The organism is Xanthomonas sp. F1, assembly GCF_014199855.1.
In genome coordinates this window covers 471,287-498,195 of the sequence record NZ_JACHOK010000001.1, presented here as the reverse complement: position 1 = coordinate 498,195, position 26,909 = coordinate 471,287, and the positions used below count along the sequence as shown (strand labels likewise).

22 protein-coding genes and 1 other RNA gene are annotated in these 26,909 nt (G+C 69.8%); 14 read left to right on the top strand and 9 right to left on the bottom strand.

Going from position 1 to position 26,909, the window contains the following annotated elements:
• Positions 1–90 precede the first annotated feature (90 nt).
• The 3 genes from GGR71_RS02195 to GGR71_RS02185 are packed head-to-tail and all read left to right on the top strand — an operon-like array spanning position 91 to position 5,854.
• Complete coding sequence (locus GGR71_RS02195) at positions 91–1,212, top strand: efflux RND transporter periplasmic adaptor subunit (RefSeq protein WP_237474364.1); 1,122 nt, start codon at positions 91–93, stop codon at positions 1,210–1,212.
• A complete protein-coding gene (locus GGR71_RS02190) occupies positions 1,209–4,409 on the top strand; it encodes an efflux RND transporter permease subunit (protein WP_160959944.1) in 3,201 nt (1,066 codons plus the stop codon). Before GGR71_RS02195 ends, GGR71_RS02190 begins: the two co-directional genes overlap by 4 nt.
• Positions 4,409–5,854: an efflux transporter outer membrane subunit gene (locus GGR71_RS02185; protein WP_184451601.1), complete on the top strand. Its 1,446-nt coding sequence runs from the start codon at positions 4,409–4,411 to the stop codon at positions 5,852–5,854. The genes GGR71_RS02190 and GGR71_RS02185 overlap by 1 nt, the downstream gene beginning before the upstream one ends.
• A gap of 69 nt (positions 5,855–5,923) precedes the next feature.
• On the opposite strand, the gene GGR71_RS02180 is transcribed toward GGR71_RS02185, so the two are convergent.
• Positions 5,924–6,949, bottom strand: a complete 1,026-nt coding sequence (locus tag GGR71_RS02180) for an alpha/beta hydrolase (protein WP_160959946.1) — start codon at positions 6,947–6,949, stop codon at positions 5,924–5,926.
• A 109-nt stretch (positions 6,950–7,058) separates the two neighbouring features.
• Here GGR71_RS02180 and GGR71_RS02175 point away from each other — a divergent pair, with 109 nt between their 5' ends.
• Complete coding sequence (locus GGR71_RS02175; protein ID WP_160959948.1) at positions 7,059–7,877, top strand: cupin domain-containing protein; 819 nt, start codon at positions 7,059–7,061, stop codon at positions 7,875–7,877.
• Positions 7,878–8,305: 428 nt separating this feature from the next.
• Here GGR71_RS02175 and aroB read toward each other — a convergent pair whose 3' ends face one another.
• Positions 8,306–9,415 (bottom strand): 3-dehydroquinate synthase, encoded by a 1,110-nt coding sequence (aroB, locus tag GGR71_RS02170; RefSeq protein ID WP_160959950.1) that lies wholly within the window; start codon positions 9,413–9,415, stop codon positions 8,306–8,308.
• Entirely contained in the window at positions 9,412–9,954 is a 543-nt protein-coding gene (locus GGR71_RS02165; protein WP_017910873.1) for a shikimate kinase, read from the bottom strand. Before GGR71_RS02165 ends, aroB begins: the two co-directional genes overlap by 4 nt.
• Before the next feature lie 132 nt (positions 9,955–10,086).
• On the opposite strand from GGR71_RS02165, the gene pdxH reads away from it, so the two are divergent.
• Positions 10,087–10,686 carry a pyridoxamine 5'-phosphate oxidase gene (gene pdxH, locus GGR71_RS02160; protein WP_048490406.1) on the top strand — a complete coding sequence of 200 codons (600 nt, stop codon included), beginning with the start codon at positions 10,087–10,089 and terminating at the stop codon, positions 10,684–10,686.
• Positions 10,687–10,756: 70 nt separating this feature from the next.
• Positions 10,757–11,557: a cobalamin-binding protein gene (locus GGR71_RS02155; protein ID WP_160959953.1), complete on the top strand. Its 801-nt coding sequence runs from the start codon at positions 10,757–10,759 to the stop codon at positions 11,555–11,557.
• Between the two features lie 259 nt (positions 11,558–11,816).
• Here the strand turns inward: GGR71_RS02155 and GGR71_RS02150 are convergent, their stop codons facing one another.
• Positions 11,817–13,202, bottom strand: a complete 1,386-nt coding sequence (locus GGR71_RS02150) for an MFS transporter (RefSeq protein WP_160959956.1) — start codon at positions 13,200–13,202, stop codon at positions 11,817–11,819.
• Between the two features lie 101 nt (positions 13,203–13,303).
• Between GGR71_RS02150 and soxR the strand changes: the two genes are divergently transcribed.
• Complete coding sequence (gene soxR / locus GGR71_RS02145) at positions 13,304–13,741, top strand: redox-sensitive transcriptional activator SoxR (protein ID WP_048490403.1); 438 nt, start codon at positions 13,304–13,306, stop codon at positions 13,739–13,741.
• A 791-nt stretch (positions 13,742–14,532) separates the two neighbouring features.
• On the opposite strand, the gene GGR71_RS02140 is transcribed toward soxR, so the two are convergent.
• From GGR71_RS02140 to GGR71_RS02120, 5 genes are all read right to left on the bottom strand, one after another.
• On the bottom strand, positions 14,533–14,985 hold the full coding sequence (locus GGR71_RS02140; RefSeq protein WP_160959959.1) for a DUF4426 domain-containing protein: 453 nt from the start codon (positions 14,983–14,985) through the stop codon (positions 14,533–14,535).
• 21 nt (positions 14,986–15,006) lie between these two features.
• Positions 15,007–15,079, bottom strand: a non-coding RNA gene (locus tag GGR71_RS02135) — sX9 sRNA.
• A gap of 60 nt (positions 15,080–15,139) precedes the next feature.
• Positions 15,140–15,985 (bottom strand): pyrroline-5-carboxylate reductase, encoded by an 846-nt coding sequence (gene proC / locus GGR71_RS02130; protein WP_160959962.1) that lies wholly within the window; start codon positions 15,983–15,985, stop codon positions 15,140–15,142.
• Positions 15,986–16,116: 131 nt separating this feature from the next.
• Positions 16,117–17,145, bottom strand: a complete 1,029-nt coding sequence (locus GGR71_RS02125; protein WP_048490400.1) for a hypothetical protein — start codon at positions 17,143–17,145, stop codon at positions 16,117–16,119.
• Positions 17,146–17,463: 318 nt separating this feature from the next.
• The gene (locus GGR71_RS02120; protein WP_202405055.1) at positions 17,464–18,114 is read right to left on the bottom strand and encodes a YggS family pyridoxal phosphate-dependent enzyme; all 651 of its coding nucleotides are present in this window, start codon (positions 18,112–18,114) and stop codon (positions 17,464–17,466) included.
• A 122-nt stretch (positions 18,115–18,236) separates the two neighbouring features.
• Between GGR71_RS02120 and GGR71_RS02115 the strand changes: the two genes are divergently transcribed.
• The 7 genes from GGR71_RS02115 (at position 18,237) to GGR71_RS02085 (ending at position 26,906) form a co-directional block, all read left to right on the top strand.
• The gene (locus GGR71_RS02115) at positions 18,237–19,274 is read left to right on the top strand and encodes a type IV pilus twitching motility protein PilT (protein WP_010344138.1); all 1,038 of its coding nucleotides are present in this window, start codon (positions 18,237–18,239) and stop codon (positions 19,272–19,274) included.
• A 117-nt stretch (positions 19,275–19,391) separates the two neighbouring features.
• A complete protein-coding gene (locus tag GGR71_RS02110) occupies positions 19,392–20,522 on the top strand; it encodes a PilT/PilU family type 4a pilus ATPase (RefSeq protein ID WP_010344137.1) in 1,131 nt (376 codons plus the stop codon).
• 158 nt (positions 20,523–20,680) lie between these two features.
• Positions 20,681–21,961 (top strand): WD40 repeat domain-containing protein, encoded by a 1,281-nt coding sequence (locus GGR71_RS02105; RefSeq protein WP_160959973.1) that lies wholly within the window; start codon positions 20,681–20,683, stop codon positions 21,959–21,961.
• Positions 21,958–23,457 carry a GGDEF domain-containing protein gene (locus GGR71_RS02100; protein WP_160959976.1) on the top strand — a complete coding sequence of 500 codons (1,500 nt, stop codon included), beginning with the start codon at positions 21,958–21,960 and terminating at the stop codon, positions 23,455–23,457. The genes GGR71_RS02105 and GGR71_RS02100 overlap by 4 nt, the downstream gene beginning before the upstream one ends.
• Positions 23,458–23,615: 158 nt before the next feature.
• A complete protein-coding gene (locus GGR71_RS02095; RefSeq protein WP_343160815.1) occupies positions 23,616–24,149 on the top strand; it encodes an MFS transporter permease in 534 nt (177 codons plus the stop codon).
• A 196-nt stretch (positions 24,150–24,345) separates the two neighbouring features.
• Positions 24,346–25,020: a YitT family protein gene (locus GGR71_RS02090; RefSeq protein WP_160960052.1), complete on the top strand. Its 675-nt coding sequence runs from the start codon at positions 24,346–24,348 to the stop codon at positions 25,018–25,020.
• Positions 25,021–25,523: 503 nt separating this feature from the next.
• Positions 25,524–26,906, top strand: a complete 1,383-nt coding sequence (locus GGR71_RS02085) for a hypothetical protein (protein ID WP_343160816.1) — start codon at positions 25,524–25,526, stop codon at positions 26,904–26,906.
• The last annotated feature ends 3 nt before the right edge of the window (positions 26,907–26,909 follow it).

The window sequence follows — 26,909 nt, the reverse complement described above, 5'->3', positions numbered from 1 at the left end:
TTGCGCGCGCCGCGTCGGCGCGCGAGCGCTTATCAAACGCCACGCAAGGCGCGCGGACTGGGACGGACCACCGTCTCCGCCGGACTGGCCTTGCTGTGCCTGCTGATCCTCGGCGGTTGGTATTGGCGCGCACACCGCCAGCAACCCGCGCCGGCGCCCGAACCCTTGCGCGTGCAGACCATGACGGTCGCACCGCACCGGGTCCCGGACATCATCGAGACCTCCGGCACGCTGCTGTCGCCGCAGACCGTGGAGGTGCGCGCGCAGGCCGACGGAGTGCTGCAGTCGGTGCTGATCCATGACGGCGAGCAGGTCCACGCCGGGCAACTATTGTTCACCATCGACCCGCGGCCGCTGCGGGCGGCATTGGCGCAGGCGCGCGCCACACTGACCCGCGACCAGGCGCTGGCGGCGGATGCGGCCGATACCGAGGCGCGCTACGCCAAGCTGTCCAGGACCGGCGCGGTCGATCCCAAGACCTACACCACCGCGGCCGACACGCTGCGCTCACTGCGCGGCACCGTCGCCGCCGACCAGGCGCAGGTCGAGCAGACCCAACTGTCGCTGGCCTACACCCAGATCCGCGCGCCGATCGACGGCCGCGCCGGCGCCATCGCGGTCAAGCCGGGCAACCTGGTGTCCAGCGGCTCCAGCACGGCGCTGGTGACGCTCAACGTCAGCACGCCGATCGAGGTGCGCTTCGCCCTGGCGCACGTGCAGGTCGACGCGGTGCGGGCGGCGCCGCTGGGGCGCCAGGGCCTGGGCTTGCCGGTGCTGGCGCTGGATGCGGTGAGCGGCAGGCTGCTCGATCGCGGCGAGGTGGCGTTCCTCGACAACGCCTTCGACACCAGCAGCGGCACCCTGGAGCTGCGCGCACGCTTCGCCAACAGCGGCGCCATGCTGTGGCCCGGCCAGTTCGTCACCGTGCGGGTGATTCTGGCCGAGGACCCGCAGGCCTTGTCGGTGCCCGAGAGCGCCCTGCAGCAGGGACAGCAGGGCCCGTACGTGTACTGCGTGGTCGCTGGTCGCGCCGCGGCGCGGCCGCTGACCGTGGCGCGGATGGTCGACGGGCAGGCGGTGATCGCCAAGGGCCTGCGTGCGGGCGACCGCGTCATCCTCACCGTGCCCAACGAACTGCGCGACGGCAGCGCGGTGCAATCCGGCAACCCGCACGCCACGCCGAACGCGGCGGCGACCGGACGGCATGCGTGAACCTGTCGGCGCTGTTCATCCGCCGCGCGGTGATGACCTCGGTGCTGATGATCGGGCTGGTGCTGGCCGGCGGCATGGCCTACTTCGCGCTGCCGGTCAGCGAGCTGCCCGACGTCAGCTTCCCGACCATCACCGTCAACATGTCGCTGCCCGGCGCCAATCCCGAGACCATGGCCGCGGCGGCGGCGACGCCGCTGGAGCGCCAGTTCAGCGGCCTGCCCGGGCTGGACACGATGAGCTCGACCAGCAGCGTCGGCAGCACGCGCATCGTGTTGCAGTTCGCGTTGAGCCGCAATGTCGATGCCGCCGCGCAGGACGTGCAGAACGCGGTCTCGCAGGCGGCCGGCCTGCTGCCGCGCGAGATCAACCCGGCACAGATCCAGAAGGAGGATCCCAGCGCCGCGCCGATCATGCACCTGATCCTGCGCTCCAGGACCATCGCGCTGCCGCTGCTCAACCAGTTCGCCAAGGACCGCGTGGCGCTGCGCCTGGCCTCGGTGCCGGGCGCCGGCCAGATCGATGTCAACGGCGCGCAGAAGTACGCCGTGCGCCTGTTCGTCAATCCGCACCTGCTCGCCGCCCGCCACCTGGGCTTCGACCAGGTGGTCTCGGCGGTGCAGGCGGGCAACAGCAATGCGCCGGCCGGCACGCTGATGGGGCGCGCGCGCTCCTACACCGTGCGTGCCGATGGCCAGCTCAAGCGCGCGGCCGATTTCGATGCCATGGTGCTGAGCTATGCCGACGGCGCGCCAGTGCGCCTGCGCGACGTCGGCCATGCCGAGGACAGCGTCGAGAACCTGCAGACCGCCGCCTCGCTCAACGGCCAGCGCGCGATCGAGATCAACATCCACCGCCAGCCCGGCGCCAACACGCTGTCGGTGACCCAGGGCATCCAGGCGGCGTTGCCGGGGATCCGCGCGCAGTTGCCCGGCGACGCCCAGCTCGACGTGCTCTACGACCGCGGCGACTACATCGGCGCCTCGGTGGAGGACGTGGAGTGGACCCTGCTCGGTTCGCTGGCGCTGGTGATCGTGGTGATCCTGCTGTTCCTGCGCAGTTGGATGGCGACCCTGATCGTGGCGCTGGTGCTGCCGACTTCGCTGATCGGCACCTTCGCGGTGATGCGCCTGCTGCACTTCAGCCTCGACAACATCTCGATGCTGGCGCTGACCCTGTCGGTCGGCTTCGTGGTCGACGATGCCATCGTGGTCATCGAGAACATCGTGCGCCACGCCGAGCAGGGCGCCAGCCGCATGGACGCGGCCATCGCCGCCTCGCGCGAGATCGGCTTCACCGTGCTGTCGATGACGGTGTCGCTGGCGGCGGTGTTCCTGCCGATCGTGTTCATGGGCGGGCTGGTCGGGCGGTTGTTCTCTGAGTTCGGCATGGTGATCGCGATCGCGGTGATCCTGTCCGGCATCGTCTCGCTGACGCTCACGCCGATGCTCGCCAGCCGCTGGCTCGACCCGAAGAAGAGCACGGGCTGGGTGTTCGAGCGCTTCGACCGGCTGGTCGACGCCAGCGAACGCGGCTACGCGCGCTCGCTGGCCTGGGCGACCGAACGCATCGGCCTGATGTGCGTCATCGGCGTGGCCACCCTGGTCGGCACCGCCGGCGTCTACGCCGTGGTCGAGAAGGGCTTCATCCCGCAGGTGGACTCGGGAAAGATCGACGGCGACACCCGCGTGCCGGAGGGCACCGCCTTCGCCGACTTCGTCGCCAAGCAGGCGGCGGTGGTGAAGATCATCCAGCGCAATCCCAACGTGGCCAACGTCGAATCGGTGATCGGCTCGGATAATTCGCTCAGCAACAGCGGGCGCCTGCTGATCGGGCTCAAGCCGCTGTCCGAGCGCAGCGGCAGCGCCGAGGAGGTGATCCAGGACGTGCGCAAGCAGGTCGCCGCGATCCAGGGCATCACCCTCAACATGCGCAATCCGCCGGCGATCGACATGGGGCCGACGGCGTCGAACGGATCGCTGCAGTACGTGCTGCAGTCCACCGACCAGAAGGCGCTGTACGCCCAGTCTGACAGCATCCTGCAACGCATCCGGCAACTGCGCGACGTGCAGGATCCGCAGAGCGACCTGCAGCTCAAGAACCCGGAGATCGAGGTGGTGCTGCACCGCGAGCAGGCCGCCGCGCTGGGCGTCACCGCCGCCGGCCTGCAGGACACCCTGGCGAGCGCGTACGGCGGCCGCAAGATCAGCACCATCTACGGCGACACCGATCAGTACGAAGTGCTGCTGCAGGTCGACCCCGCGGCGCAGGCCGACCTCAACGGCCTGGATGCGCTGTCGTTCAACGGCAATCAGAACCCGGGCATCACCGCGATCGGCACGCAGACCTCCAACAGCAGTTCCGGCACCAGTGCGGTACTGACCGCGGCCGGCGGCCCGATGGTGCCGCTGCGCGCGGTGGCCGACGTGCGCATGGGCGTGGGGCCGGTGGCGATCAACCATTACGCCGGCCTGCCGGCGGTGACGCTGTCGATGAACCTGGCGCCCGGCGTGTCACTGGGCGATGCCGCCGCCGGCATCGGCAACCTGATGGCACAGACCCTGGGAAAGGGCGACGCACGCGCGATCAGCGGCCAGTTCGCCGGCTCGGCGCAGGCCTTCGAGAATTCGATGAAGACGCTGCCGATGCTGCTGCTGATCACCGTGCTGCTGATCTACGGCGTGCTGGCGATCCTGTACGAAAACGCACTGCATCCGGTCACCATCCTGACCTCGCTGCCGCTGGCCGGGTTCGGCGCCATCCTGATGCTGGTGCTGTTCCGCCAGGAGCTCAATCTCTTCAGCTTCGTCGGCCTGATCCTGCTGGTCGGGCTGGTCAAGAAGAACGGCATCATGATGGTGGACTATGCGCTGGACCTGGAGCGTTCGGGCGACGCGCGCTGGAAGCAGCCGCGTGCGGCGATGCTGGAAGCGGCGACGGTGCGCTTCCGCCCGATCATGATGACCACCCTGGCGGCGGTGCTGGGGTCGTTGCCGATCGCGCTGGGCGTGGGCGCCGGCGCCGAAGCGCGCCGCCCGCTCGGCATCGCGGTGGTCGGTGGGCTGCTGTTCTCGCAGGCGCTGACCCTGTACCTGACCCCAGCGTTCCATATCGCGATGGCCGAGTGGCTGGCGCGCCGCCGCACACGCCGCGGCGGTGCGGCGCCGCCATCCGCGCCGACGCTGCCGGAGCCGGCCTGATGCGCGCGCTCGTACTCGCTGCCGCGTGCCTGCTGTCGGCGTGCAGCCTGACGCCGGCCTATGTGCGGCCCACCGCACCGATCCCGCCGTCGTGGCCGGTGGGCGATGCCTACTTGGCGCAACACGAGGCGACGCTGCCATCGCTGAGCTACCGGCAGGTGTTCGGCGACCCGCGCCTGCAGGCGCTGATCGTCCAGGCGCTGGACAACAACCGCGATCTGCGGATCGCGCTCGCCGATATCGCCCAGGCACGGGCGCAGTACCGGATCCAGCGCGCCGCCCTGCTGCCCGAGGTGGGCGCCAGCGCGAACGCCACGCGCTCCTATCGCGGCAAGGGCGCGGCCCCGGGCAACGACGCGACGCAGGGCGGCAACGCAGCGGCCGCGCCGGCCGCGGGCTATGCCAGCAACTACGACCTGGGCGTGGGCGTCACCGCCTTCGAACTGGATCTGTTCGGCCGCATCCACGCGCTGACCGCGGCCGCGCAGCAGCGCTACCTGGAACAGGAAGCGGCGGCACGCGCCACCCGCCTGACCCTGATCGGCGACATCGCCACGGCGTGGCTGACCTACGCCAGCGACCGCAGTCTGCTGACGCTCGCGCAGGACACCGTGCGCAGCGCCGGCGCCAGCGTGGCGCTGACCGCGCAGCGGGTGGACGGCGGCATCGTGCCGCACTCGGCGCTGGACCAGGCCAACCAGGTGCTGCATGCCGCGCAGTCCGACCTGGCCGCGCAGACCACGGCGATGGCGCAGGACGTCAATGCGCTACAGCTGCTGGTCGGCGCTCCGGTGGATCCGGCGCTGTTGCCGGCGTCGATCGACGAGGCCGCGGCGCACATCGGCGATCCGCCGGCCGGCCTGGACACGGCCATCCTGCTGCGCCGGCCCGACGTGGTGCAGGCCGAATACGAACTGCGCGCGGTCAATGCCCAGATCGGCGCTGCCCGCGCCGCGTTGTTTCCGCGCATCAGCCTGAGCGGCCTGCTCGGGCTGACCAGCACCGCGCTGTCGGACCTGTTCACCCACGACGCGTTCAACGGCTCGGTCGGCGCCGGCGCCGCCTACAGCTTGTTCGATGGCGGTGCGGCGCGCGCCAACGTGCGCTACACCGAGGCCCAGCGCGATGCCGCCGTGGCCAGCTATGAAAAGACCGTGCAGACCGCCTTCGGCGAAGTGGCCGATGCGTTGGCCCGGCGCGGCACCATCGATGCGCAGTTGCAGGCGCAGCGCGATCTGCTCGCCGATGCCGCCAACACCTACGACGCCAGCGCGCAGCGCTATCGCGTCGGCGTGGAGAGCGCGCTGTCCAACCTGGATGCGCAGCGCAGCTACTACGCGGCGCAGCGCAGCCTGGTCGCGGTCGAACTGACCGCGGCAACCAATCGGGTGACGCTGTATCGCACGCTGGGCGGGGATGCGTCGCTGGAGCCTGCCCAGCCTTGAATGCGCTGGACGCGGGTGGGCGGCACGCCGCAGCCGGGAGCGCTGCATGGCGTGCCGCCGGTGGTGGGCTTACTTCAGGTGTTCGCGCAGCCCGTCGCCGGCCTGCTGGATCGCGGTCCGCACCGCGGGCACGTCGCGCAGGGCATTGAGCAGGCCGAAGTCGTGGATCAGGCCGTTGTAGCGGGTCACCGTGACCGTCACCCCGGCCTGGTCCAGCTTGCGGCCGAAGGCTTCGCCCTCGTCGCGCAGCACGTCCAGTTCGGCGGTCTGGATCAGTGTCGGAGGCAGGCCGGCCAGCTGCGCCGGGGTGGCGCGCAGCGGCGAGGCGGTGATCTCGGCGCGGGCCTTGGGGTCGGTGGTGTAGTTGTCCCAGAACCACGTCATCATGTTGCGGGTGAGGAAGTAGCCGCTCTGGAACTGCTGGTACGACCCGTCGTCGAAGCGGGCGTCGGTCACCGGCCACAGCATGAGGTCGTAGCGCAGCGCCGGTGTTCCGGCCGCCTTGGCCTGCAGCGCCACGGCCGCGACCATGTTGCCGCCGACGCTGTTGCCGGCCAACGCCAGGCGCTTGCCGTCCACGCCGATCTGCGCGCCATGCTCGGCGACCCAGCGGGTGGCGGCATAGGCCTGGTGGATGGCGACCGGATACTGCGCTTCCGGCGATGGCGTGTAGTCCACATAGACGGCCACCGCGCCGGAGGCATTGACCAGGTCGCGGATCAGGCGTTCGTGGGTCGGGAAATCGCCCAGCACCCAGCCGCCGCCGTGGAAGAACATGAAGGCCGGCAATACCTGGCCGGTGGTGTGCGGCGGCCGCACGATCACCAGGTTCAGCGGCTTGCCGTCGGCCTGGATGGTGGTGCGGCTCACCTCGGCCGGCGGCAACGGCATATTGGCCTGGGCACCGACCAGCACCTGGCGCGCCTGCGCCGGGGTGAGCTGCTCGATCGGCTTGCCGCCGCTGCCGTTGAGCGCATCGAGGAACTTCGCGACCGGGCGCAACGGCGCGGGCTGATCTGCGGGCGTTGCGGCGGTGGCGGTGCCGATCGCGCCGGCCAGCAGCGAGGTGGCGAGCAAGGGAAGCAGGGTCTTCATGGCGGTTCCTGGGGCATGCCGGGCGGGTGCCGGCGACAGGAGTGACTTTGCGCGCCAGGACGGTACGATAGGTGGCGAATCGTCCATAAAACTTTACCTGGAGTCCTGAGTGACCGACCGCCTGGCCGCCTTGTTGACCCACTTCTCGGTCAGCGCCGAGGTCTTCCACGCCGGCACGCTGTGCGGCCTGCACCGGCTCGACGATGGCGACCGCGGCCAGCTGCACCTGCTGCGCGAGGGGAGCGTGGTCGTCCACAACGGCGACGGAGGCGTGCTGCGGATCGATCGGCCCAGCCTGCTGCTATACCCGCAGGCCATGCCGCATCGCTTCGAGATCGATGCGCAACGCGGTGCGGATTTCGCCTGCGCGCACCTGCGCTTCAGCGGCGGCGCGGCCAATCCGCTGGTGCGCGCCTTGCCGGCCTGCATCTGCCTGCCGCTGGACGCACTGCGTCAGGGCGAGGCGCTGCTGCAGCTCCTGTTCGAGGAAGCGTTCGCGCAGCATTGCGGGCGCCAGGCGGTGTTGAACCGGCTGTTCGAGGTGGTGCTGGTGCACGTGATCCGCGAGTTGATGGAACAGGGACTCGCCGACGGCGGCATGCTCGCCGGCATGGCCGATGCACGGCTACGGCTGGCGCTGACCGGCATCCACGACGCCCCGGCGCAGCCCTGGACGCTGGAGAGCCTGGCGGCCCGTGCCGGCATGTCGCGCAGCGCGTTCGCGCGCAGCTTCCGCGAGACTCTCGGCTGCACGCCGGGCCAGTACCTGCAGGACTGGCGCATCGCCCTGGTGCAGCGCGGCCTGCGCGAAGGGCGGCCGCTGAAGCAGCTTGCCGACGAAGTGGGCTACGGCAGCGAGGCCGCGGTGTCGCGCGTGTTCAAGGCGCAGGTGGGGCAGACCCCGCGGGCTTGGCGGCAGGCACGCTGAGTGCGCGTGCGACTGGCGGAGCGCACGGCACGTTTCATCACGCGTCTTGCCATCGGCGCAGCCAGACGCGTCATTGCGTTGCAGGAGCGACTTCAGGGCACCGCTTATCACTCGCTTTGCCGCGGCTCAAGCGGACACGTCGTGACCCCCTCCGTAGGAGCGGCTTCAGCCGCGACGGGCTTTCCCGGGAATGCCCTTCGCGGCTGAAGCCGCTCCTGCGAGGGGTGCGATGTCTCCGGCCGAGGCGCGACAACGCAAGTGATGAGCGGTGTCCTTCAGTCGCGGCAGGCGTTCCCGACAAGCACCCGTCGCGGCTCATCCCGCAAAAGGGAACAAGCGCCGCTGCTGCAAGCGCGCTTCCCGCCGGGATCAGCGTGCCCTGCAGACGCCGCGCACGGGATCGCGCGCTGGCGCGGCCGTGCCTGCGCTCAGCCGGCCGTCAGCACCGCCAGTACCTCGGCCTCGTCGACGTCGGGCACGATCTCGGCGTGGCCGATGCCGCGCCACAGCACCAGCCGCAGGCGTCCGGCCAGGTTCTTCTTGTCCAGGCGCATGCGCGCCAGCAGCGCTTCCGGCGCCAAGCCGGCCGGCAGTGCGGTCGGTAGGTCGAAGTCGTGCAGCAACGCGCGCAGTTGCGCCGTGTCCTGCGCGCTGGCCATGCCCAGCCGCGCCGACAGTTCGGCGGCCAGCACCATGCCCACCGCCACCGCTTCGCCGTGGTTGAGGTTGGCGTTGTCCGGGGCGCCGTAGCCCTGTTCGGTCTCGATGGCGTGGCCGAAGGTGTGGCCGAGGTTGAGCAGGGCGCGCTCGCCCTTCTCCAGCGGATCGCGGGCGACGATCTCGGCCTTGTGTTCGCAACTGCGCGCGATCGCCTGCGCCAGCGCCGCCGGGTCGCCGGCCAGCAGCGCGCGGCGTTCGGCATGCAGCCATTCGAAGAACAGCGGGTCGCGGATGGCGCCGTACTTGATCACCTCGGCCAGCCCGGCGCGCAGTTCGCGCGGCGGCAGGCTGCGCAGCGTGGCGGTGTCGGCCAGCACCGCGCGCGGCGGATGGAAGGCGCCGACCAGGTTCTTACCTTGCGGAATGTCCACCGCGGTCTTGCCGCCGACCGAGGAGTCGACCATCGCCAGCAGCGTGGTCGGCAGTTGCACGCAGTCCACGCCGCGCATCCAGCAGGCGGCGGCGAAGCCGGCCAGGTCGCCGACCACGCCGCCGCCCAGCGCCAGCACGCAGGCGTCGCGGGTGGCCCCCAGTGCGGCCAGTGCGGCGATCGCCGCGGCGAAGTGGTCCAGGGTCTTGGAGGCTTCGCCGGCGGGGATCACGAAGTCGCCGATCTGCAGCTCCGGGCGCGTTGCCAACAGCGCGCTGCGGACCTGCGCGGCATACAGCGGCGCCACCTGGCTGTCGCTGAGCAGCAGCACGTGGCGGCCGCGCACGTGCGCGGCGAGCGCGGCGCCGTCGTCGAGCAGGCCAGGGCCGATGCGGATGGTGTAGGCCGGGTCGCCAGCGACCTGGACCGTGCGCGATGCTGCCGTCATGCAGTGGGTTCCGGAAGTTTCCACGACGCGGCCAGGCGCACGACCAGCTGCGCGGTGGCCTCGGCCGGGGTGAAGTGGTCGGTGTCCAGGATCAGGTCGGCGACCTCGCGGTACAGCGGTTCGCGCACCGCGTGCAGGTCGCGCAGCACCTGCTCGCGGTCGCCACGCTGCAGCAGCGGGCGGCTGCGGTCGCGGTGCAGGCGCTGCAGTTGCGCGGCCACGCCGACCCGCAGGTACACCACGAAACCGTGCTCGCGCATCTCGCGGCGGCTGTCGGCATTGAGCACGGCGCCGCCGCCGGTGGAGATCAGGTGGCCGGGCGTGCTCAGGATGCTTTCCAGCACCGCGCGCTCGTGTTCGCGGAAGCCGGCTTCGCCGGCGTGCTCGAACAGCGAGGCGATGCTGGCGCCGGTGCGTTCGACGATGGTCTGGTCGCTGTCGACGAAGACCAGGCCGAAGCGCTCGGCCAGGCGGCGGCCGATGACGCTCTTGCCGGCACCCATCGGGCCGACCAGCACCAGGTTGGGGGCGGGATTCATCCGCCGATGCTAGCAGAGACCGGCGCCGCCTCGCGCGCTGCGCAGGCCCCGCACGCGCCATCGTGCGGTGAGGCGTGCGTCGCGCGGTGCATGGCGCGACAATGGCGCATCGTCCGCCGAGTGCCTGTCGCCATGCCCGATCTCTACGCCGAAGCCCTGTCCACGTTCGCCGACCTGTTCGCCGAGGCGCGCACCAGCGACGAGGCCGAATACAACGCCATGGTCGTGTCCTCGGCCACGCTGGAGGCGCGCCCGTCGTCGCGGGTGGTGCTGCTCAAGGCCTACGACGCGCGCGGCTTCGTGTTCTACACCCACCTGGACAGCCAGAAGGGCCGCGAGCTGCAGGCCAATCCGCAGGCCTCGCTGCTGTTTCTGTGGCGGCGCATGCGCGAGGACGGGGTGCAGGTGCGCATCGACGGCGAGGTGCAACTGGTCGCCGCGGCCGAGGCCGATGCCTATTTCGCCTCGCGCCCGCGCATGAGCCAGATCGGCGCCTGGGCCTCGGCGCAGTCGCGCACCTTGGAGTCGCGCGAGGAGTTCGAAGAGCGCGTGGCCAAGGCCGAGGCCACCTTCGAGGGCCGCGAGGTGCCGCGTCCGGACGGCTGGGGCGGGTTCCGCGTGGTGCCGCGCAGCTTCGAGTTCTGGTACGGCGCCAAGTACCGCCTGCACGAGCGCTGGCGCTACGAGGCCGATGCCGCGGGCCATTGGAGCAAGCGGATGCTGTTCCCGTGAGCGGCGCCGGCCCGGCCCGCCGCGGCGCCGCCGCCGCAGCGCGCGCGTGTTCGGGCGAGGCGCGCTGAGGATGGGCCCGCAGCGCATCGTCTGCCTGACCGAGGAGCCGACCGAGACCCTGTACGCGCTCGGCGAACAGCAGCGCATCGTCGGCATCAGCGGCTTCACCGTGCGCCCGCCGCAGGCGCGCCGCGACAAGCCCAAGGTCAGCGCCTTCACCAGCGCCAAGATCGGCGAGATCCTCAAGCTGCAGCCCGACCTGGCGATCGGCTTCTCCGACATCCAGGCCGACATCGCCGCCGAACTGGTGCGGCATGGCGTGGAGGTGTGGATCGCCAACCACCGCAGCGTCGACGGCATCCTCGACTACATCCGCCGCCTCGGCGCCCTGGTCGGCGCTGGCAAGCGCGCCATGGACTACGCCGACGATCTGCAGCGCGGCCTCGACGCCATCGCCGCGCAGGCCGCCACGCTGCCGCGGCGGCCGCGGGTGTACCTGGAGGAATGGGACGAGCCGATCATCACCGGCATCCGCTGGGTTGCCGAACTGGTGGGCATCGCCGGCGGCGACGACGTGTTCCCGGAACTGTCGGTGCAGCCGCTGGCCAAGGCGCGGATCCTCGCCAACGGCGACGAGGTGGTGCGGCGTGCGCCGGACATCATCCTCGGCTCCTGGTGCGGCAAGCGCTTCCGTCCCGAGCGCGTCGCCGCGCGACCGGGCTGGGCAGCGATTCCGGCGGTGCGCGACGGACAACTGTTCGAGATCAAGTCGCCGCTGATCCTGCAGCCGGGGCCGGCCGCGCTCACCGACGGCGTGCGCGCCATCGCCGACATCATCCAGGCCTGGGCCAGGCGCGAGGACGCGACGTAGCGCTTTTCCCGATCCGCGAGCACGCCGCGTCGTCTGGCAGATGCGCCGGAAGCGTTGCGTGGCGCAGGGCCTGGATGGCGGTCAGCGCAAGCCGCGCGGCGTCGGCGGCACACCGGTCGGAGCCCACCAGAAGTGCTGCAATCCCCGCATCCATGGCCGCGTCATCGTTCGGAGGCGGGCAAAGGATCGCTGCCTCGCTCGTCTCTGCCGCACGTGTGCGTCACCACGGCGCGCCATGCGCGAAAACGGATGAGATGGACTAGCCAGGCGCCGGCTGGGTGCGTCCGGCGATGCAAAGGCCGAGCAGGGCCATGAATGCGGCGACGGCGAAGGTCGACAGATACGCCGCAGCGGCCGAGTACGCAAGCAGCGCGGCGAACAGCGAGCCGCCGACCGCCAGCGTGGTCGCCACCGCGATCGCCTCGCTCAACTGCAGCGCCGAGCTGTTGCGGCCCTGCCGCGCCGGTGGCGACAGGGTCAGGGTCAGCACCGCCAGGGTCGGATAGATCAGCCCCATGCCGAGGCCAGTGGCGGTCCAGCCGCCGATCGCCAGTGCCGCCGGCACCGCAGGCAGCAGCGCCAGCGTCGTGGTCGCGATGCCCAGCGCCATCAGCGTGCAGCCCAGGCGCAGCCGCCGCAGGCGGGTGGCGTCGCGGCCGTAGTGGCCCTGGTACCAGGAGCCGGCGAACCAGCCCAGCGCACCGGCGCTCAACGCCACGCCGGCCCACACCGGCGACAGCCCGCGTTCGCGCGACAGCAGCAGCGGCAGGAACGCCTCGCAGCCGAAGAATGCCGACCCGGCGACGCCACGCAGCGCGATCACGCTGGGCAGGCCGCGCGCGGCGCGCAGGGTGCCGGCCGGCAGCAATCGCCAGGCGCACAGCACCAGCAGCGCCAACGCCGACGGCAGCAGCAGCGCCGCCCACAGCCCGCGCTGCTGGCCGCCGAGGTACAGCAGACAGACCCCGGCCGCGGCGCCCAGCGACCATAGCCGCGATGCGCCGCTGGCGCCGTCCGTGGTTGCGGCGGGCGGCAGCCGTCGCAATGCTGGCCACAGCAGCGCCGCCGCCGGCAGCGCCAGCAGCGGCACTGCCAGGAACACCCAGCGCCAGCCGACGTGCTCGACGATCAGTCCGCTGATGCTGGGGCCGATCAGCGACGGCACCACCCAGCCGGCGGAGAACGCGGCGAACATGCGCGGGCGGATCGCCTGCGGATACAGCCGCGCGACCAGCACATACAACACCACCGAGATCGCACCGGCGCCGAGGCCCTGCACCAGTCGACCGGCCAGCAGCATCCCCATCGATGGAGCGAAGCCGGCCAGCAGCAGGCCGCAGACGAAGCAGGCCAGGCCGGCCCATAACGGCGCCGCCGGCCCGTGCAGGTCGCTCCAGCGCCCGGCCACGGTCATGCCGATCACGCTGGTGGCCAGGGTGCCGCCGAAGGCCAGCGCGTACAGCCGCAGGCCCTCCAGTTCGCGGGCCACGGTCGGCATCGCCGCGGCCACCGCCAGCGCCTCGAAGGCGATCAGCGACACCAGCGCGACCATGCCGATGGTGGTGGCGCGGTGGGCCGGCGCCAGCACGGAGCCGGCAGCGGCCGGAGCGGGTGGGGCATCGGTGGCAGTGGCGTGGTCTTGCATCGGAATCCCTGGGAAAGCGGTTGGACGTGTGCAGGCGGCGGCTTGCGTGGGTGCCTGCAGGCCGTGCAGCATGCAACCTCAACCGGACTCGAGGTCAAGCGATGCAGGAGGAACTGAGCGTGGGGCAGGTGGCCGCGCGCAGCGGCGTGGCCGTGTCGGCGCTGCACTTCTACGAGAGCAAGGGCCTGATCCGCAGCATGCGCACCGCCGGCAACCAGCGCCGCTACACGCGCGACGTGCTGCGCCGGCTGGCGGTGATCCGCGTGGCGCAACGCGTCGGCGTGCCGCTGGACAGCGTCAAGGCCGCCTTCGCGCAGTTGCCCGACGCGCGCACCCCGACCCGCGCCGAATGGGCACGGATGTCGGCGGTGTGGCGCGAGGAGCTGGACGCACGCATTCTGCAGCTGACCCGCCTGCGCCACCAGCTCACCGACTGCATCGGCTGCGGCTGCCTGTCGCTGCGCCGCTGCCGCCTGAGCAACCCGGCCGACACCCTGGCCGCGCACGGCGATGGGCCGCAGCGCTGGGCGGAGGATTGAGCGGCGCGTCTGTGCGTGGCGAATACGTGTGATGTCGCTGCGTTTGCCGCTGCTACGGCATACGACGGTGGGCCATGTGGGATCAAGGCAGTGTGGGAGGGACTTCAGTCCCGACGCGATGCCGGTGGCCATCGCGGTTGCCGAGCTTGTCGAGCATGGTGGAGACGTGGCGCTTCACCGCGCCCGTCAGCGCGAAGAGCGAAGAGGACAGGTGCCTGACGCTGCATGCAGTCGGGACTGAAGTCCCTCCCACAACGGGCGTCTGTGATCGTCCTGGTGTGCAAGTCGGTCTGTCCGTAGGAACGGCTTCAGCTGCGAACGGCCTTTCCCGGTAAAGCCCGGTCGCGACTGAAGCCGCCCCCCGGCAAGCAACGGCGCTGCGATATGGGATCGAGACGGTGTGGGAGGGACTTCAGTCCCGACGCGATGCCGGTGGAAGTCGCGGCATTGCGGCGTGTGTGTGCTCGGATGACGCGAAGGCTGATTGCTATGAGTGCAGCGCGCGCGTGGCCACAGGTGCTCGCTTGTCGAGGATGATGGAGACGTCGTTTTCATCGTGCCCTTGAGTCGCGACGAGCGAAGCGGAAAGGCGTCTGACGCTGCATGCAGTCGGGACTGAAGTCCCTCCCACAACGCACGTCCGTACTTACCCAGCTCTGTGAGCTTAGGTCGGTCTGTCGATCTTTCCGTAGGAGCGGCTTCAGCCGCGACCTGGCGTTACCGGGAAAGCCCCGTCGCGGCTGAAGCCGCTCCTGCGACGGTTTGTGTTGCCCGCGCAGCGTGGACGCGCGCTAGAAATTGCGGGTGAAGCGCACCGTGCCGGCGCCGTCGGCAGTGCGGACCTGCACGACGAAGCGCAACTGGTCGTGGGCGCTGCTGCGTACCGTGCCCACGTAGTCGGTGTAGGCGTCGGTACGGACCGCGCGCAGCGCCACCGGCTGGCGCTGGCCGCTGAGGTCGGTCGCCACCGCCTCCACCGTACCGACTGCAGGCGCTTCCTCGCTGCCGTGCAGGGTGCGCAGCGCAATCATCACCAGCGCGGTGTCGGCTTCGCGGGCGATGCCGTAGCGACGTGCCACGTCCTCGCTCATCGCCAGCGTGGGCAAGGCGTTGTAGTGCACGCGCAGCGTGCCGAAATCGGCCTGCGCCGGGGTGGCGGCGAGCAGCGTCGCCGGGCGTGGGGTGTCCTGGTCCGCGCAGGCGGCCAGGGCCAGGCACAACAGCGCAGTGGGCAGGACACGCATCGGCGTTCTCCGGCTTGGAGTGGCTGACAAAACATCGCAAGCAGTCGCCAGGCGGGCGGACGGCGCGCAGGACCGCAGTGTACAAGCGCTACATGCCGATGCCGAGCGCCGTGCGCGCCCACCTGGCGGCCGTGCAGCAGTTTGCTGGCCGCGCTCAGTCGTCGTTGGCGGCGGACAGGGCACGGCCGCGTTCGGCCGCGGCGGCGATCGCGGCCGCGGTCAGCGCCTCGAAGCCACCGTGCTGGAAGGTCTCGATCGCGGCCTGGGTGGTGCCGTTGGGCGAGGTCACCCGGCGACGCAGTTCGCTGGGCGCTTCGCCGGACTCGGTGAGCATGCGCGCCGCGCCGAGCACGGTCTGCAGGGTCAGGGTGCGCGCGGTGTCGGCGGACAGGCCCTGGGCGATGCCCGCCGCCTCCATCGCCTCGGCGAGCAGGAAGACGTAGGCCGGTCCGCTGCCGGACACCGCGGTGACCGCATCGATCAGCGCTTCGTCCTCGACCCACACGGTGACGCCGGCGGCGGCCAGCACGTGCTCGGCGCGGGTGCGCTGTGCGGCGTCGACGCCGGCGTTGGCGAACAGGCCGGTGACGCCGGCGCCGAGCAGGGCGGGGGTGTTGGGCATCGCCCGCACCAATGCGTGGCCGCCGCCGAGCCAGCGGTCCAGTTGCGCGATGGTGATGCCGGCGGCGATGGACACCAGCAGCGGCCGCTGGGCTTGTGCCAGCGCGGCCAGTTCGCTGCAGACCCCACGCAGCATCTGCGGCTTGACCGCGAACATCCACAGCGCCGCACCGTCCACGGCCTCGGCTGCGCTGGCGAACACCTGCACTGCGTACTCGGCCGCCAATGCTTCGCGCAGCGCCGCCACCGGTTCGGCCACGCGGATGCGGCGTGGATCGGCGCCCTGGCGAACCAGCCCGGCGATCAGGCTGCGCGCCATGTTGCCGCCGCCGATGAAGGCGATGTCGGCGGCGTGGGAATCGTGGGAAGCGGGAGCCATGGCGCAACACCGTCGCGAAGAGGGAGCGCCATGGTAGCGGTTGCGCCGCGCCGCAGTGCTGCGTTGCGGCGCAACCGGATCGTGTCAGGCGAGAACGCGCCAGCCGCGGTGTGCGGTCTGGCGCGGTGGCCTCAGTTGGACTCGGTGAAGGAGATCGACGGGGTGCTGCCGCCGGCCGTCGAGCAGCTGCCCAGGTTGAGGTTGTTGGTCTCGCCGGTGCTGCCGGCATTGGCCGCGCAGGTCGGGGCGGCGGTGGAGCCGTTGGTGGCCGCCACCTTCACCGTGATCGACGAGCCAGAGTTGAAATTGGCGCTGGAACCGCCGGCGTTGCCGACCACGTTGAACTCGGCGTCCTTCCACACCGTGGCCAGCTTGACCACGCTGTCCTTGGCGCTGACGCTGTAGGCGGTGCCGTTGTTGGTGAAGGTGATGGTGTCGTTGCCGTTGGCGGTGGCCGAGCCGGTCAGCTTGAGGTTGGCCAGTTGCGTGGCCGGCACGTCCGGCGCGCTGACCGCGTTGCTGTTGCGGTAGCAGTCCGAGCCGCCGCCGCTCATCCAGCCGCTCGGGCAGCTGCTGCCGTAGCCGATCAGCCAGTACTGCATGAACACCGCGGCCTGGCCCTGGGTCTCGTAGTCGGTGGCGTAGACGAACTGCTGCCACACGGTGCAGCCGGAGCGGCCGCCGCACACGCTGGTGGTGGCGTTGTAGTTGGAGTTGATCTGCAGCGAGTACTCGTTCGGGCCGAGGATGCCGCCGCCGCCGAAGGACGCCACGCCGACGCCCTGTTCCGAGGTCACGCCGGTGACCTGCGGGAAGCTGCCTACGACCTTGCTGATCAGGCTGCTGGAACGCAGCGCGTAGTCGTAGCCGTTGCCGGTGGTTTCGGTGGCGCCGAACAGGATCTTGTGCGGGATCGGATGCACGCGGCGGGTCAGGGTCTTGCAGGTGTCCGCTTGCCACTGCGTATCGGGGAAGTTGGCATGGAAGCAGCCTTCCGCCGGCGTCGGTTGATGCGCCATGGTTTCGCGCCAGGCGGTGCGGGCCTGGACTTGTGCGGGCGACATCATCGCTTCTTCGTTGGTCCAGGCCGGCGTCGCCGTCGGCGCGGCCATGGCCGCGGGGACGTGCAGCAGACCAATGACGCAGGAGGCGAACAGCAATCGGGTGGATGCTTGCATCTGTGACCTCGTTCGAGCCGAGCGCATTCGGCAATGGACTGCGGAGTACCCGCGGTCGGCCGCCATGGAAGCCGAAGCGTGCACGTCTGAAACGTGACTGAATTAACGGTTCGCAACCGTGTCGCATGGTTCAGCAAGCGCTGTCGGAGCGAACCTTTCATTCATCCCGAAACTCTATGGTTTTCAACAGGATCGGCTACGACAGAATTCCGATGTTGGTGAATCGTCTTTGAAGCGCCCGTAGACAAATCATCACAGTGTCACGGGAAGTGCGGTAATGCGGCGCCCGCAGCAGCGGGATCAGCCAGCAACGCGTGGACCGCGCGCGCCGAACAGCGCAGTGCCGACCCGCACCATGGTGGCGCCCGCAGCGATCGCGTCGGCGAAGTCGCCGCTCATGCCCATCGACAAGGTGTCGACCTGCGGATGGGCCGCGCGCAGCCGCGCGAACAGGGCGTGCATGCGCGCGAACGCGTCGATGCGGCGCTCGGCCTCGGGCCAGGGCGCGGGAATGGCCATCAGCCCGCGCAGGGCCAGCGTCGGCTGCGCAGCGATGGCCGCGGCCAGGGCGTCCACGGCGTCGGGCTGGCAGCCATGCTTGCTGGCCTCGTCGTCGATGTTGACCTGGATCAGCACGTTCAGCGGCGCGGACGCGGCGGTGCGGCCCTTGGCCAGGGCGGCGACCAGCTTGGGCCGGTCCACGGTCTGCACCCAGTGGAACAGCGTCGCCGCCAGTTCGGCCTTGTTCGACTGCAGGTGGCCGATCAGGTGCCACTCCAGTCCGGCCTCGGCCAGCGCGGCGATCTTGGCCGCCGCTTCCTGCACGTAGTTCTCGCCGAAGGCGCGCTGCCCCTGTGCGGCCAGCGCCGCCACGGCCTCGGCCGGCTGGGTCTTGGACACCGCCAGCAACTGCGCGTGCGGGCGACCTGCGGCGTCGGCGGCGCGGTCCATGTCCAGGCGGATCTGTTGCAGCGGAGAGAGGGGCACGGGCGGCGTTCCGGCAAAGGGAAGGGCGCTATACTGCCGGCCGGGGAATCATCCTTCCAGTCGCAGCCCAAGGGGAAAAGCAGCGTATGGATATCGCTGAACTATTGGCGTTCTCGGTCAAGAACAAGGCGTCCGACCTGCACCTGTCCGCGGGCCTGCCGCCGATGATCCGGGTCGATGGCGACGTCCGCCGCATCAACATTCCGGCGCTGGACCACAAGCAGGTGCATGCGCTTGTCTACGACATCATGTCGGACAAGCAGCGCCGCGACTACGAGGAATTCCTCGAGGTCGACTTCTCCTTCGAGATCCCCAGCCTGGCGCGCTTCCGCGTCAACGCGTTCAACCAGAACCGCGGCGCCGGCGCGGTGTTCCGCACCATTCCCTCCGAAGTGCTGACCCTGGAGGACTTGGGCTGCCCGCCGATCTTCCGCCAGCTGATCGACCAGCCGCAGGGCCTGATCCTGGTCACCGGGCCGACCGGTTCGGGCAAGTCGACCACGCTCGCCGGCATGATCGACTACATCAACAAGAACGAATACGGCCACATCCTCACCGTCGAGGATCCGATCGAATTCGTGCACACCTCGCAGAAGTGCCTGATCAACCAGCGCGAGGTGCACCGCGACACCCACGGCTTCAACGAGGCGCTGCGTTCGGCGCTGCGCGAAGACCCGGACATCATCCTGGTCGGCGAATTGCGCGACCTGGAAACCATCCGCCTGGCGCTGACCGCGGCCGAGACCGGCCACCTGGTGTTCGGCACCCTGCACACCAGCTCGGCGGCCAAGACCATCGACCGCATCATCGACGTGTTCCCCGCCGGCGAGAAGCCGATGGTGCGCTCGATGCTGTCCGAATCGCTGCGCGCGGTGATCTCGCAGGCGCTGCTGAAGAAGGTCGGCGGCGGCCGCACCGCGGCGTGGGAGATCATGGTCGGCACCCCCGCCATCCGCAACCTGATCCGCGAGGACAAGGTGGCGCAGATGTACTCGGCGATCCAGACCGGCCAGCAGAACGGCATGCAGACCCTGGACCAGCACCTGCAGGACCTGGTCAAGCGCAGCCTGATCACCCGCAACCAGGCCCGCGAGTACGCCAAGGACAAGCGGTTGTTCGAGTAGCGGGGATTGGGATTCGGGATTGGGGATTCGCAAACGCGGGTCTCTCCGATCCTAGGATGCCCGCTGTTACCAATCCCCAATCCCGACTCCCCAATCTCCGCTCCGAAGGAGCACGCCATGAGCACCATCGACTTCACCTCCTTCCTGAAACTGATGGCGCACCAGAAGGCGTCGGATCTGTTCATCACCTCGGGCATGCCGCCGGCGATCAAGGTGCACGGCAAGATCACCCCGATCACGCAGACGCCGCTGACTCCGCAGCAGAGCCGCGACCTGGTGCTGAACGTGATGACGCCGGCGCAGCGCGAGGAGTTCGAGAAGACCCACGAGTGCAACTTCGCCATCGGCGTGGCCGGGGTCGGACGCTTCCGCGTCAGCTGCTTCTACCAGCGCAACCAGGTTGGCATGGTGCTGCGCCGGATCGAGACGCGCATTCCCAGCGTGGACGAGCTGAACCTGCCGCCGGTGATCAAGACCCTGGCGATGACCAAGCGCGGCATCATCATCTTCGTCGGCGCCACCGGCACCGGCAAGTCGACCTCGCTGGCGGCGATGATCGGCTACCGCAACCAGAACTCCACCGGCCACATCATCACCATCGAGGACCCGATCGAGTTCGTGCACAAGCACGAGGGCTGCATCATCACCCAGCGCGAGGTCGGCATCGATACCGACAGCTGGGAGAACGCACTGAAAAACACCCTGCGCCAGGCGCCGGACGTGATCATGATCGGCGAGGTGCGTACCCGCGAGGGCATGGACCACGCCATCTCCTTCGCCGAGACCGGCCACCTGGTGCTGTGCACCCTGCACGCCAACAACGCCAACCAGGCGATGGACCGCGTCATCAACTTCTTCCCCGAAGACCGCCGCAGCCAGCTGCTGATGGATCTGTCGCTGAACCTGCGCGGGGTGGTCGCGCAGCAGCTGATCCCGACCCCGGACGGCAAGGGCCGCCGCGTGGCGATGGAGATCATGCTCGGCACGCCGCTGGTGCAGGACTACATCCGCGAAGGCGAGATCCACAAGCTCAAGGACGTGATGAAGGAGTCCACCAACCTGGGCATGAAGACCTTCGACCAGAGCCTGTTCGAGCTGTACCAGGCCGGCGAGATCAGCTACGAGGACGCATTGCGCCACGCCGACTCGCAGAACGAGGTGCGCCTGCGCATCAAGCTGGCCCAGGGCGGCGACGCGCGCACCCTGGCGCAGGGCCTGGACGGGGTCGAGATCGCCGAGGTGCGCTGAGCCGGTCCGGCGCGCGAGCGCGAGGCCAGGCGCCCGTGCGATGACGGGCAACCCATGGCATCGCGGCCGTCTCCGGTGCGTTCACGGGTGTCGTGTTTCAGTCAGCCGTCCGCCGTAAGTCCATCGCGGACGCTTCAGCCGAAGGGAGGGAAGCCGCCATGAACGACGTGCCTGAATTGCTCTGGTCGACACAGCCGCATGCCGGCTACTACATCAACTCGGTGGCGCTGTCCGACGATGGCGATGTCATCGTCGCCGGCACCTTTTTCCACCAGTACGGCGGCCTGTCGCAGATTCCCGGGCTGGAAGCGGTGCCGCTCGAGCAACGCAAGATCTTCGAACGCATCGCACCCGCGGCCACGCGCAGCGACGTGCGCGACGACCAGCAGGGGTGCTTCGGCACCTATGCCTGGGATCGGGCGGGCAACCTTCTGCTGAAGAAGGAGTTCGAGGGCTGGCAGGGCGTGTACTGGGTCGACGTGGCGGCGGACGGCGGCACCGTGGCCAGTTGCGGCTGGCAGAGCCAGGCGCCGTATGCGGGCTTCATCAGTGCCTGGGCGGTTCCCGGCGGAAAGGAACTGCTGTCGTATCCGCTCCCTGGCCGCGGCAACATGGTGGCGCTGGATGCGCGTGGGCAAACGTTGCTGGCCGGTGCCGAGCAGGGCTATCTGTTCTGCCGCGACGGCGACGGGCCCTTCGCCGCCGCGCCCGTGTGCATCGCGCTGAGCGCTGGTGGCGACAGCGACAGCGCCGACAGCGTGATCGCCACCGGCCTCGCCGCCGACGGTACGATCGGACTGGTGGCCAGCGCACAGGGCGAGATCATCCTGTTCTCGATCGCGTCCGGACAACCGGCGGCGCTGACGCGCTGGCAGTTGCCCAGGCAGGCCCGTGTGCATGCCGCGGCGCTGTCCGGCGATGGGCGCCGGGCCTATGCCGGTGCCAGCGACGGCACGCTGTACGCCTTCGACGTGGCGGCGTTCCAGAAAACGCCTGCGCCGGCCTGGACCGAGACGGTGCCCGAGGGGGCGACGACCATCTATGGGGTGGCCTGCGACCGCGCCGGCGACAAGGTCGCGATCGCCGGCAACCTCAAGGGTGGCGGCGTCGTCGCCGTGTACGCCGATACCGGCCCCGCGGCGACGCTGCAGTGGACCGCGCACAGCGCGCACTCGCCCAACTGCCTGGCGTTCGACCCTAGCGGTCAGTGGCTGGGGCTGGCCGATGGCCATCCCGACGGCACGCCTGGCGCGTTCAGCGTCTGGAACGCGGGCGACGGCACGCTGCAATGGTCCTATGGCACGGACAACATGAGCTGGCCGATCCGCCTGTGCAGCGGAGCGACGGTGGTGGTGGGCGGCAGCGACGACAGCACGGTCACCGCTTTTGTCGGCCCCGGTTCGGCCATCGGCCGTGGCCGGCCGGAGGCGGATGGATGACAGGCTGGGACGCCGAGGCGCCGTTTCGCACGCGCGCCGCGGCGCCGCGCCGTCGCGGCGCGCTGCTGGTGCTGTCGGTGGTGCTGGTGGCGGCGTGGCTGGCGGTCTTCGAGTTGGCGCGGGTCCTGGACTATCAGCTGCATGCCAGCCTGTGGTTCCCGCCGGTGGCGGTGACGCTGGCCACATTCATGGTGCTAGGCTGGCGCGGCGCGCCGGCGATCGCCATCGCCTGCGTGCTGGCCACGCTGCTGAGCTTCTATCGCACGAGTGGCCACCCGGTCGTTCCGGGTCGGGCAGTCCTGTGGTATGCGCTGCTGTTCACCGCGCAACAGTTCTGCATCTGGGGCGGGCTGGCCTGGCTGCTGCGCCGCGTCGGCCGCGGGGTGTCCTCGATCAGCCTGCCGCGTGTGGTCACCTGCTTCATCCTGGGCGGCGGGGTGGCCTCGCTGCTGTCTGCCTGCCTGGGTGGCGCCGGGCTGGCCGTCACCGGAGCGATCGATCTGCCGAGCATGCTGGCGCAGTTGATCCCGTGGGCGATCGGCGACTACGCCGGCCTGCTGGCGCTCGGCCCGCTGGCGATCGTGGCGGTGCTGCATCTGGCCGAGCGCCTGCAGATCGCGCCGCAGCCGGGGATCCCGCGCTTGTCGGGGATGATCGCGCCGTCCGGAAGTGTCTCCGGTTATCTGGTCAAGCTCGCGCTGCTGCTGGGCGTCACCCTGGCGGTGATGGCGCTGGCGGCGGCGTTGCCGCGGCAGCCGGCGGTGGTCTTCGCGCTGTTCGTGGTGGTGGTGATCCAGTTGTGGATCGTGCATACCCACGGAATGCTGCAGGCGCTGGTGGCGATCGCCGCCTTCAGCCTGTTGATCGCCCTGGCCACGCCGTTGCTGCGGCTCGAGGCGCAGGCGCTGGCGCTGCAATTCGCCATGATCAGCCTGGCGGCGAACAGCTACTTCGGCCTGGCCGTGCCCGGGCTCTATGCCGACAACACGCGGCTGCGCCATGCGCTGGTACGCGATCCGGTGACCGGGGCGCTGTCGCGGACCGGATTCCTGGAGCAGGTGCTCAACGATCTGCAACTGGCCGCGCACGACCCGCGTCCGCTGGCGGTGATCGTCGCCGACATGGACAACCTCAAGGCGATCAACGACCAGTTCGGACACGCGGCTGGCGACGCGGCCTTGCGTGCCTTCGTCAAGCGTTGCCGGCACTGTCTGCGGCCGGGCCAGTTGCTGGGGCGCCGAGGGGGCGACGAGTTCGCGCTGTACTTGCCGTTGACCACGCCGGAGCGGGCGCACGCGCTGATCGACACACTGCGCGCGGCGCTTGCCAAGCCCGGCGAGGACGATGGGTTCGCGACCGGGTTGTCGGCCAGCTTCGGCCTGGCCCTGTGCCACCGCCGCGATCTGGACGCGGAGGCGCTGGAGGAACTGCTCGATCAGGCCGATGCGGCGATGTATGCGGACAAGCGGCGGCATCGCGCCGTGGCCGTTCGCTGATTGTGTCCCTTCTCCCACCGGGACCATGGCCCCCTTCTCGGGGGAAGGTGCCCCGAAGGGGCGGATGAGGGTGCGGTCAGCCAGGAATGCCACGCATACCAGTAGATAACCCGTACGCCGCTCCCACCGCCGCGCTGCCCGACGCCGTGCCCGCTGCGGTGCCCACCGATCTCCTGTCGGCGTTGCTCGCACCGTCGGCAACCAAGTTGGCGTTGCTGTGCGCGACCAGCTTCGGCTGGTATGCGCTGTACTGGTTCTACCGCAACTGGCGCGCGCTGCGCCTGCTGTCCGGGCGCCGGCGCATCTCGCCGGTGTGGCGCTCGGTGTTCTCGCTGATCTGGGTGTTCGCCTACTTTCGTGCGCTGGAACGCACCATCGGCGCACAGCGCAGCGCGCTGGTCGGCTGGCTGGGGCCTGGGCTTGCTTACGGCTGCCTGAGCCTGATCGGACTGTGGCCTTCGGTGCTGTCGCTGCTGACCCTGCTGGCCTGGACACCGGTGCTGCTAGTCAACCAGCGCCTGGCCCGGTTCAAGCAGGTACGCGGCTTGCCGCGCGGCGCGGCGGAGCGGTTCAGCCCATGGACCTGGGCATGGCTGGCGATCGCCGCGCCGGTGGCGCTGCTGGTGCTGGTCGGGATGGTGATTGCGGTCGTGGCCGGGTCGCATGAAATCCAGGTCGACCTGCCCAACTGAGAGATCGCACTGCGCGAGTGGCGCGGGGAAGGCGAGGCGCCCGTGCCCGCGGATCGAGGCACGAGGGGAGCCATCCGCGGGTTGAATTGAAAGTTTCATGTGCAACCACAGCCGCGCTGGTGTCTAATACCGCCCCCCACGCCGTGCCCCTCCCGTGAGCCTTCCCGATTCCGATCTGCGTCCGGACCTGGACCCGTTGCCCGACGACGGCACCGTCGTCACCGCCGGACCGCTGACTCCGCCGCCGGATTCGGCCGGCACCATGCAGGATGCGCGCGCGCTGCGCCACAGCGTGGCCGAGGACGTGCAGGGCATGCTGCTGGCGACCCTGGTGGCCTCGCTGGGGCTGGCGGTGTTCGCCCATGGTGGGCTGATGATCGGTGGCATGGCCGGCGTGGCCTTCCTGCTGCACTACGCGCTGGGCTGGAACTTCGGCCTCATGTTCGTGCTGGTCAATCTGCCGTTCTATTGGCTGGCGGTGCGGCGCATGGGCTGGGAGTTCACCCTCAAGACCTTCGTCGCAGTCGCCGCCTGCGGCCTGCTGACCGACCTGCTGCCGCGCTGGGCGCAGTGGGCGACGATGACGCCGCTGTTCTCGGCGCTGGTCGGTGGCGCGCTGGTCGGCCTGGGCATCCTGTTCTTCATCCGTCACCGCGCCAGCCTCGGCGGCGTCGGCATCCTCGCGGTCTACCTGCAGCGCAGCCGCGGCTGGAGCGCGGGCAAAGTGCAGATGAGCTTCGACGCGGCGCTGATGGCGGTGGCGTTCTGGCTGCTGGCGCCGCAGCAGGTGCTGTACTCGGCGATCGGCGCGGTGGTGCTGAGCCTGGTGCTGATGTTCAACCACCGCGCCGGCCGCTACATGGGCGTGTGAGTCCACGGCCGGTCGCAGCGCGGTCGGCGACATGCGCATCGCCGCATGCGAGTCTCCGTTGCGGATGCGAGAAGAGTCGTGAGACATCGCACGCGCTGCACGCGCTGCGCCTGGTCATGCATCGCATGCATGCAATGCCTGCAGGCCAGCGCTTCGCTTTTGCGCCGTGCGGCATCGTCGGCGCAGCACGGCAACTGTCTACGGAATCTCCGTGGTGTCTACGAAACGGTCTTGCCGCCCGAGTGTGACGCAGCGCATGCTGCTGTCGAAGAAAGGGTGAGTGCGCGACGACGGCGCACGCGATCGCGGGGAGCGCGATCCACCTGCATGACATGACCACGATGTTCGACGCCGCGCCTGCGCGGCGGCGCGGTGCTGCCTGTCCGGCGCACTGCGGCGGATGCCGGCGCTGACAGCTTTTCCACGGAACGAGGGGCAGTGCGATGAAACGTGCGATGGGATTCGCGGCAGTGGTCTGTGTGGTGGTCGCGGCATGTTCTGCCGTGAATCCCGGGGCGGGGCCGAAGCCCGACAGCGTCGGCGCTGCGGTCGCGCCGACACCCGGACCGGGGCCGGCGCCGAGCGCGGCGACCTGCACGCCACCGGCGCCGCCATCGCCGTCGTGGTTTCCGCATGCGCAGACGCCGGCGCCGGATTCGGCGGGCTTCCAGTCCAGCAGCAATTGCGCCTTCCATCAGTGGTCGTGGAACGCCTTCCTGTGGCTGACCCAGGACGTGGGCGGACAGCCGCGCTTCCTGAGCATGAGCAGCGATGGCATCGGCGGCGTTGCCGACGGCGTGCTCGATCCGTTGATCGGCCGCTCGCAGCAGGCCCGCACCGTGGAACTGATCGATCAGGCCGGCCCGGACGGCGTGCTGGTGGATCGGCATGGACGTGCGGTCTATTACTCGATCCATTCCAACGACGTGTTCGGCCAGTTCATGGCCAGCAATCACCTGCAGGATCCGAAGGCGTTGCGCGCCTTCGATCCTAAAGAAGCCTTTCCGGTCGGCAGCATGACCCTGAAGGCGGCGTGGAAGGTGGTGCAGCCGGGCGAGGACGTGTCCACGTTCTATACCCGCCAGGCGCAGATCGCCAAGCTGGGCATGCGCAAGGGCAAGATCGTCGCCACCGGCGACACCGAAATCCAGACCGTGGCGCTGGTCGGCTTCCACATCGGCGGCACCGTCGCCGGCCATCCGGAAATGATCTGGGCCACGTTCGAGCACCGCGACAATGCGCCGGACGTGGACGCGCCGCTCAATCCGGGCCAGCCCGTCTCCGACAAGGACTGGACCTTCTACCAAGCCGGTACCCCGATCGAACAATGCAACGTCAACGCCGCCGGTGCCGGTGCGCTGACCTTGAACGCGCAGACGCAGACGCTGAGCCCGGTCACCCAGGTGTGCCGCATGGTGCCGTACGGCGGGCAGAAGCCGTGCCCGAGCGGCCAGGACTGCAACATCGCCAACATCCAGTCGATCAACGCGTCGGTGCAGGGCCAGTTGAACGACGTGTGGAAGAACTATTTCGAGGTCGGCGCCATCTGGTTCGTCGCCGAGAACGCATTGGCGCCCAATTGCACGTTCCAGCCCGGGTCGGCGCTGGAGTGCATTCCCTCGCCGACGCCCGCCGGGGCGCCGCCGCTGCTCACCGGCTCGATCAAGCTGTCCAATTCCACCATCGAGACCTTCACCCAGGTGCAGAGCACGCAGAACAACTGCTTCGCCTGCCACAACACCACCCAGGTGATCTCGCCCGATCCGCGCGCGCAGTCGTTGCCGGGGCTGAACGTCAACATCAGCCATGTGGTGATCAACGACTACTTCCAGGCGCAGTTGCCGCAGAAGGCACCGCCGGCGGCGCGGCCGGCCACGTCGCGTTGAGGC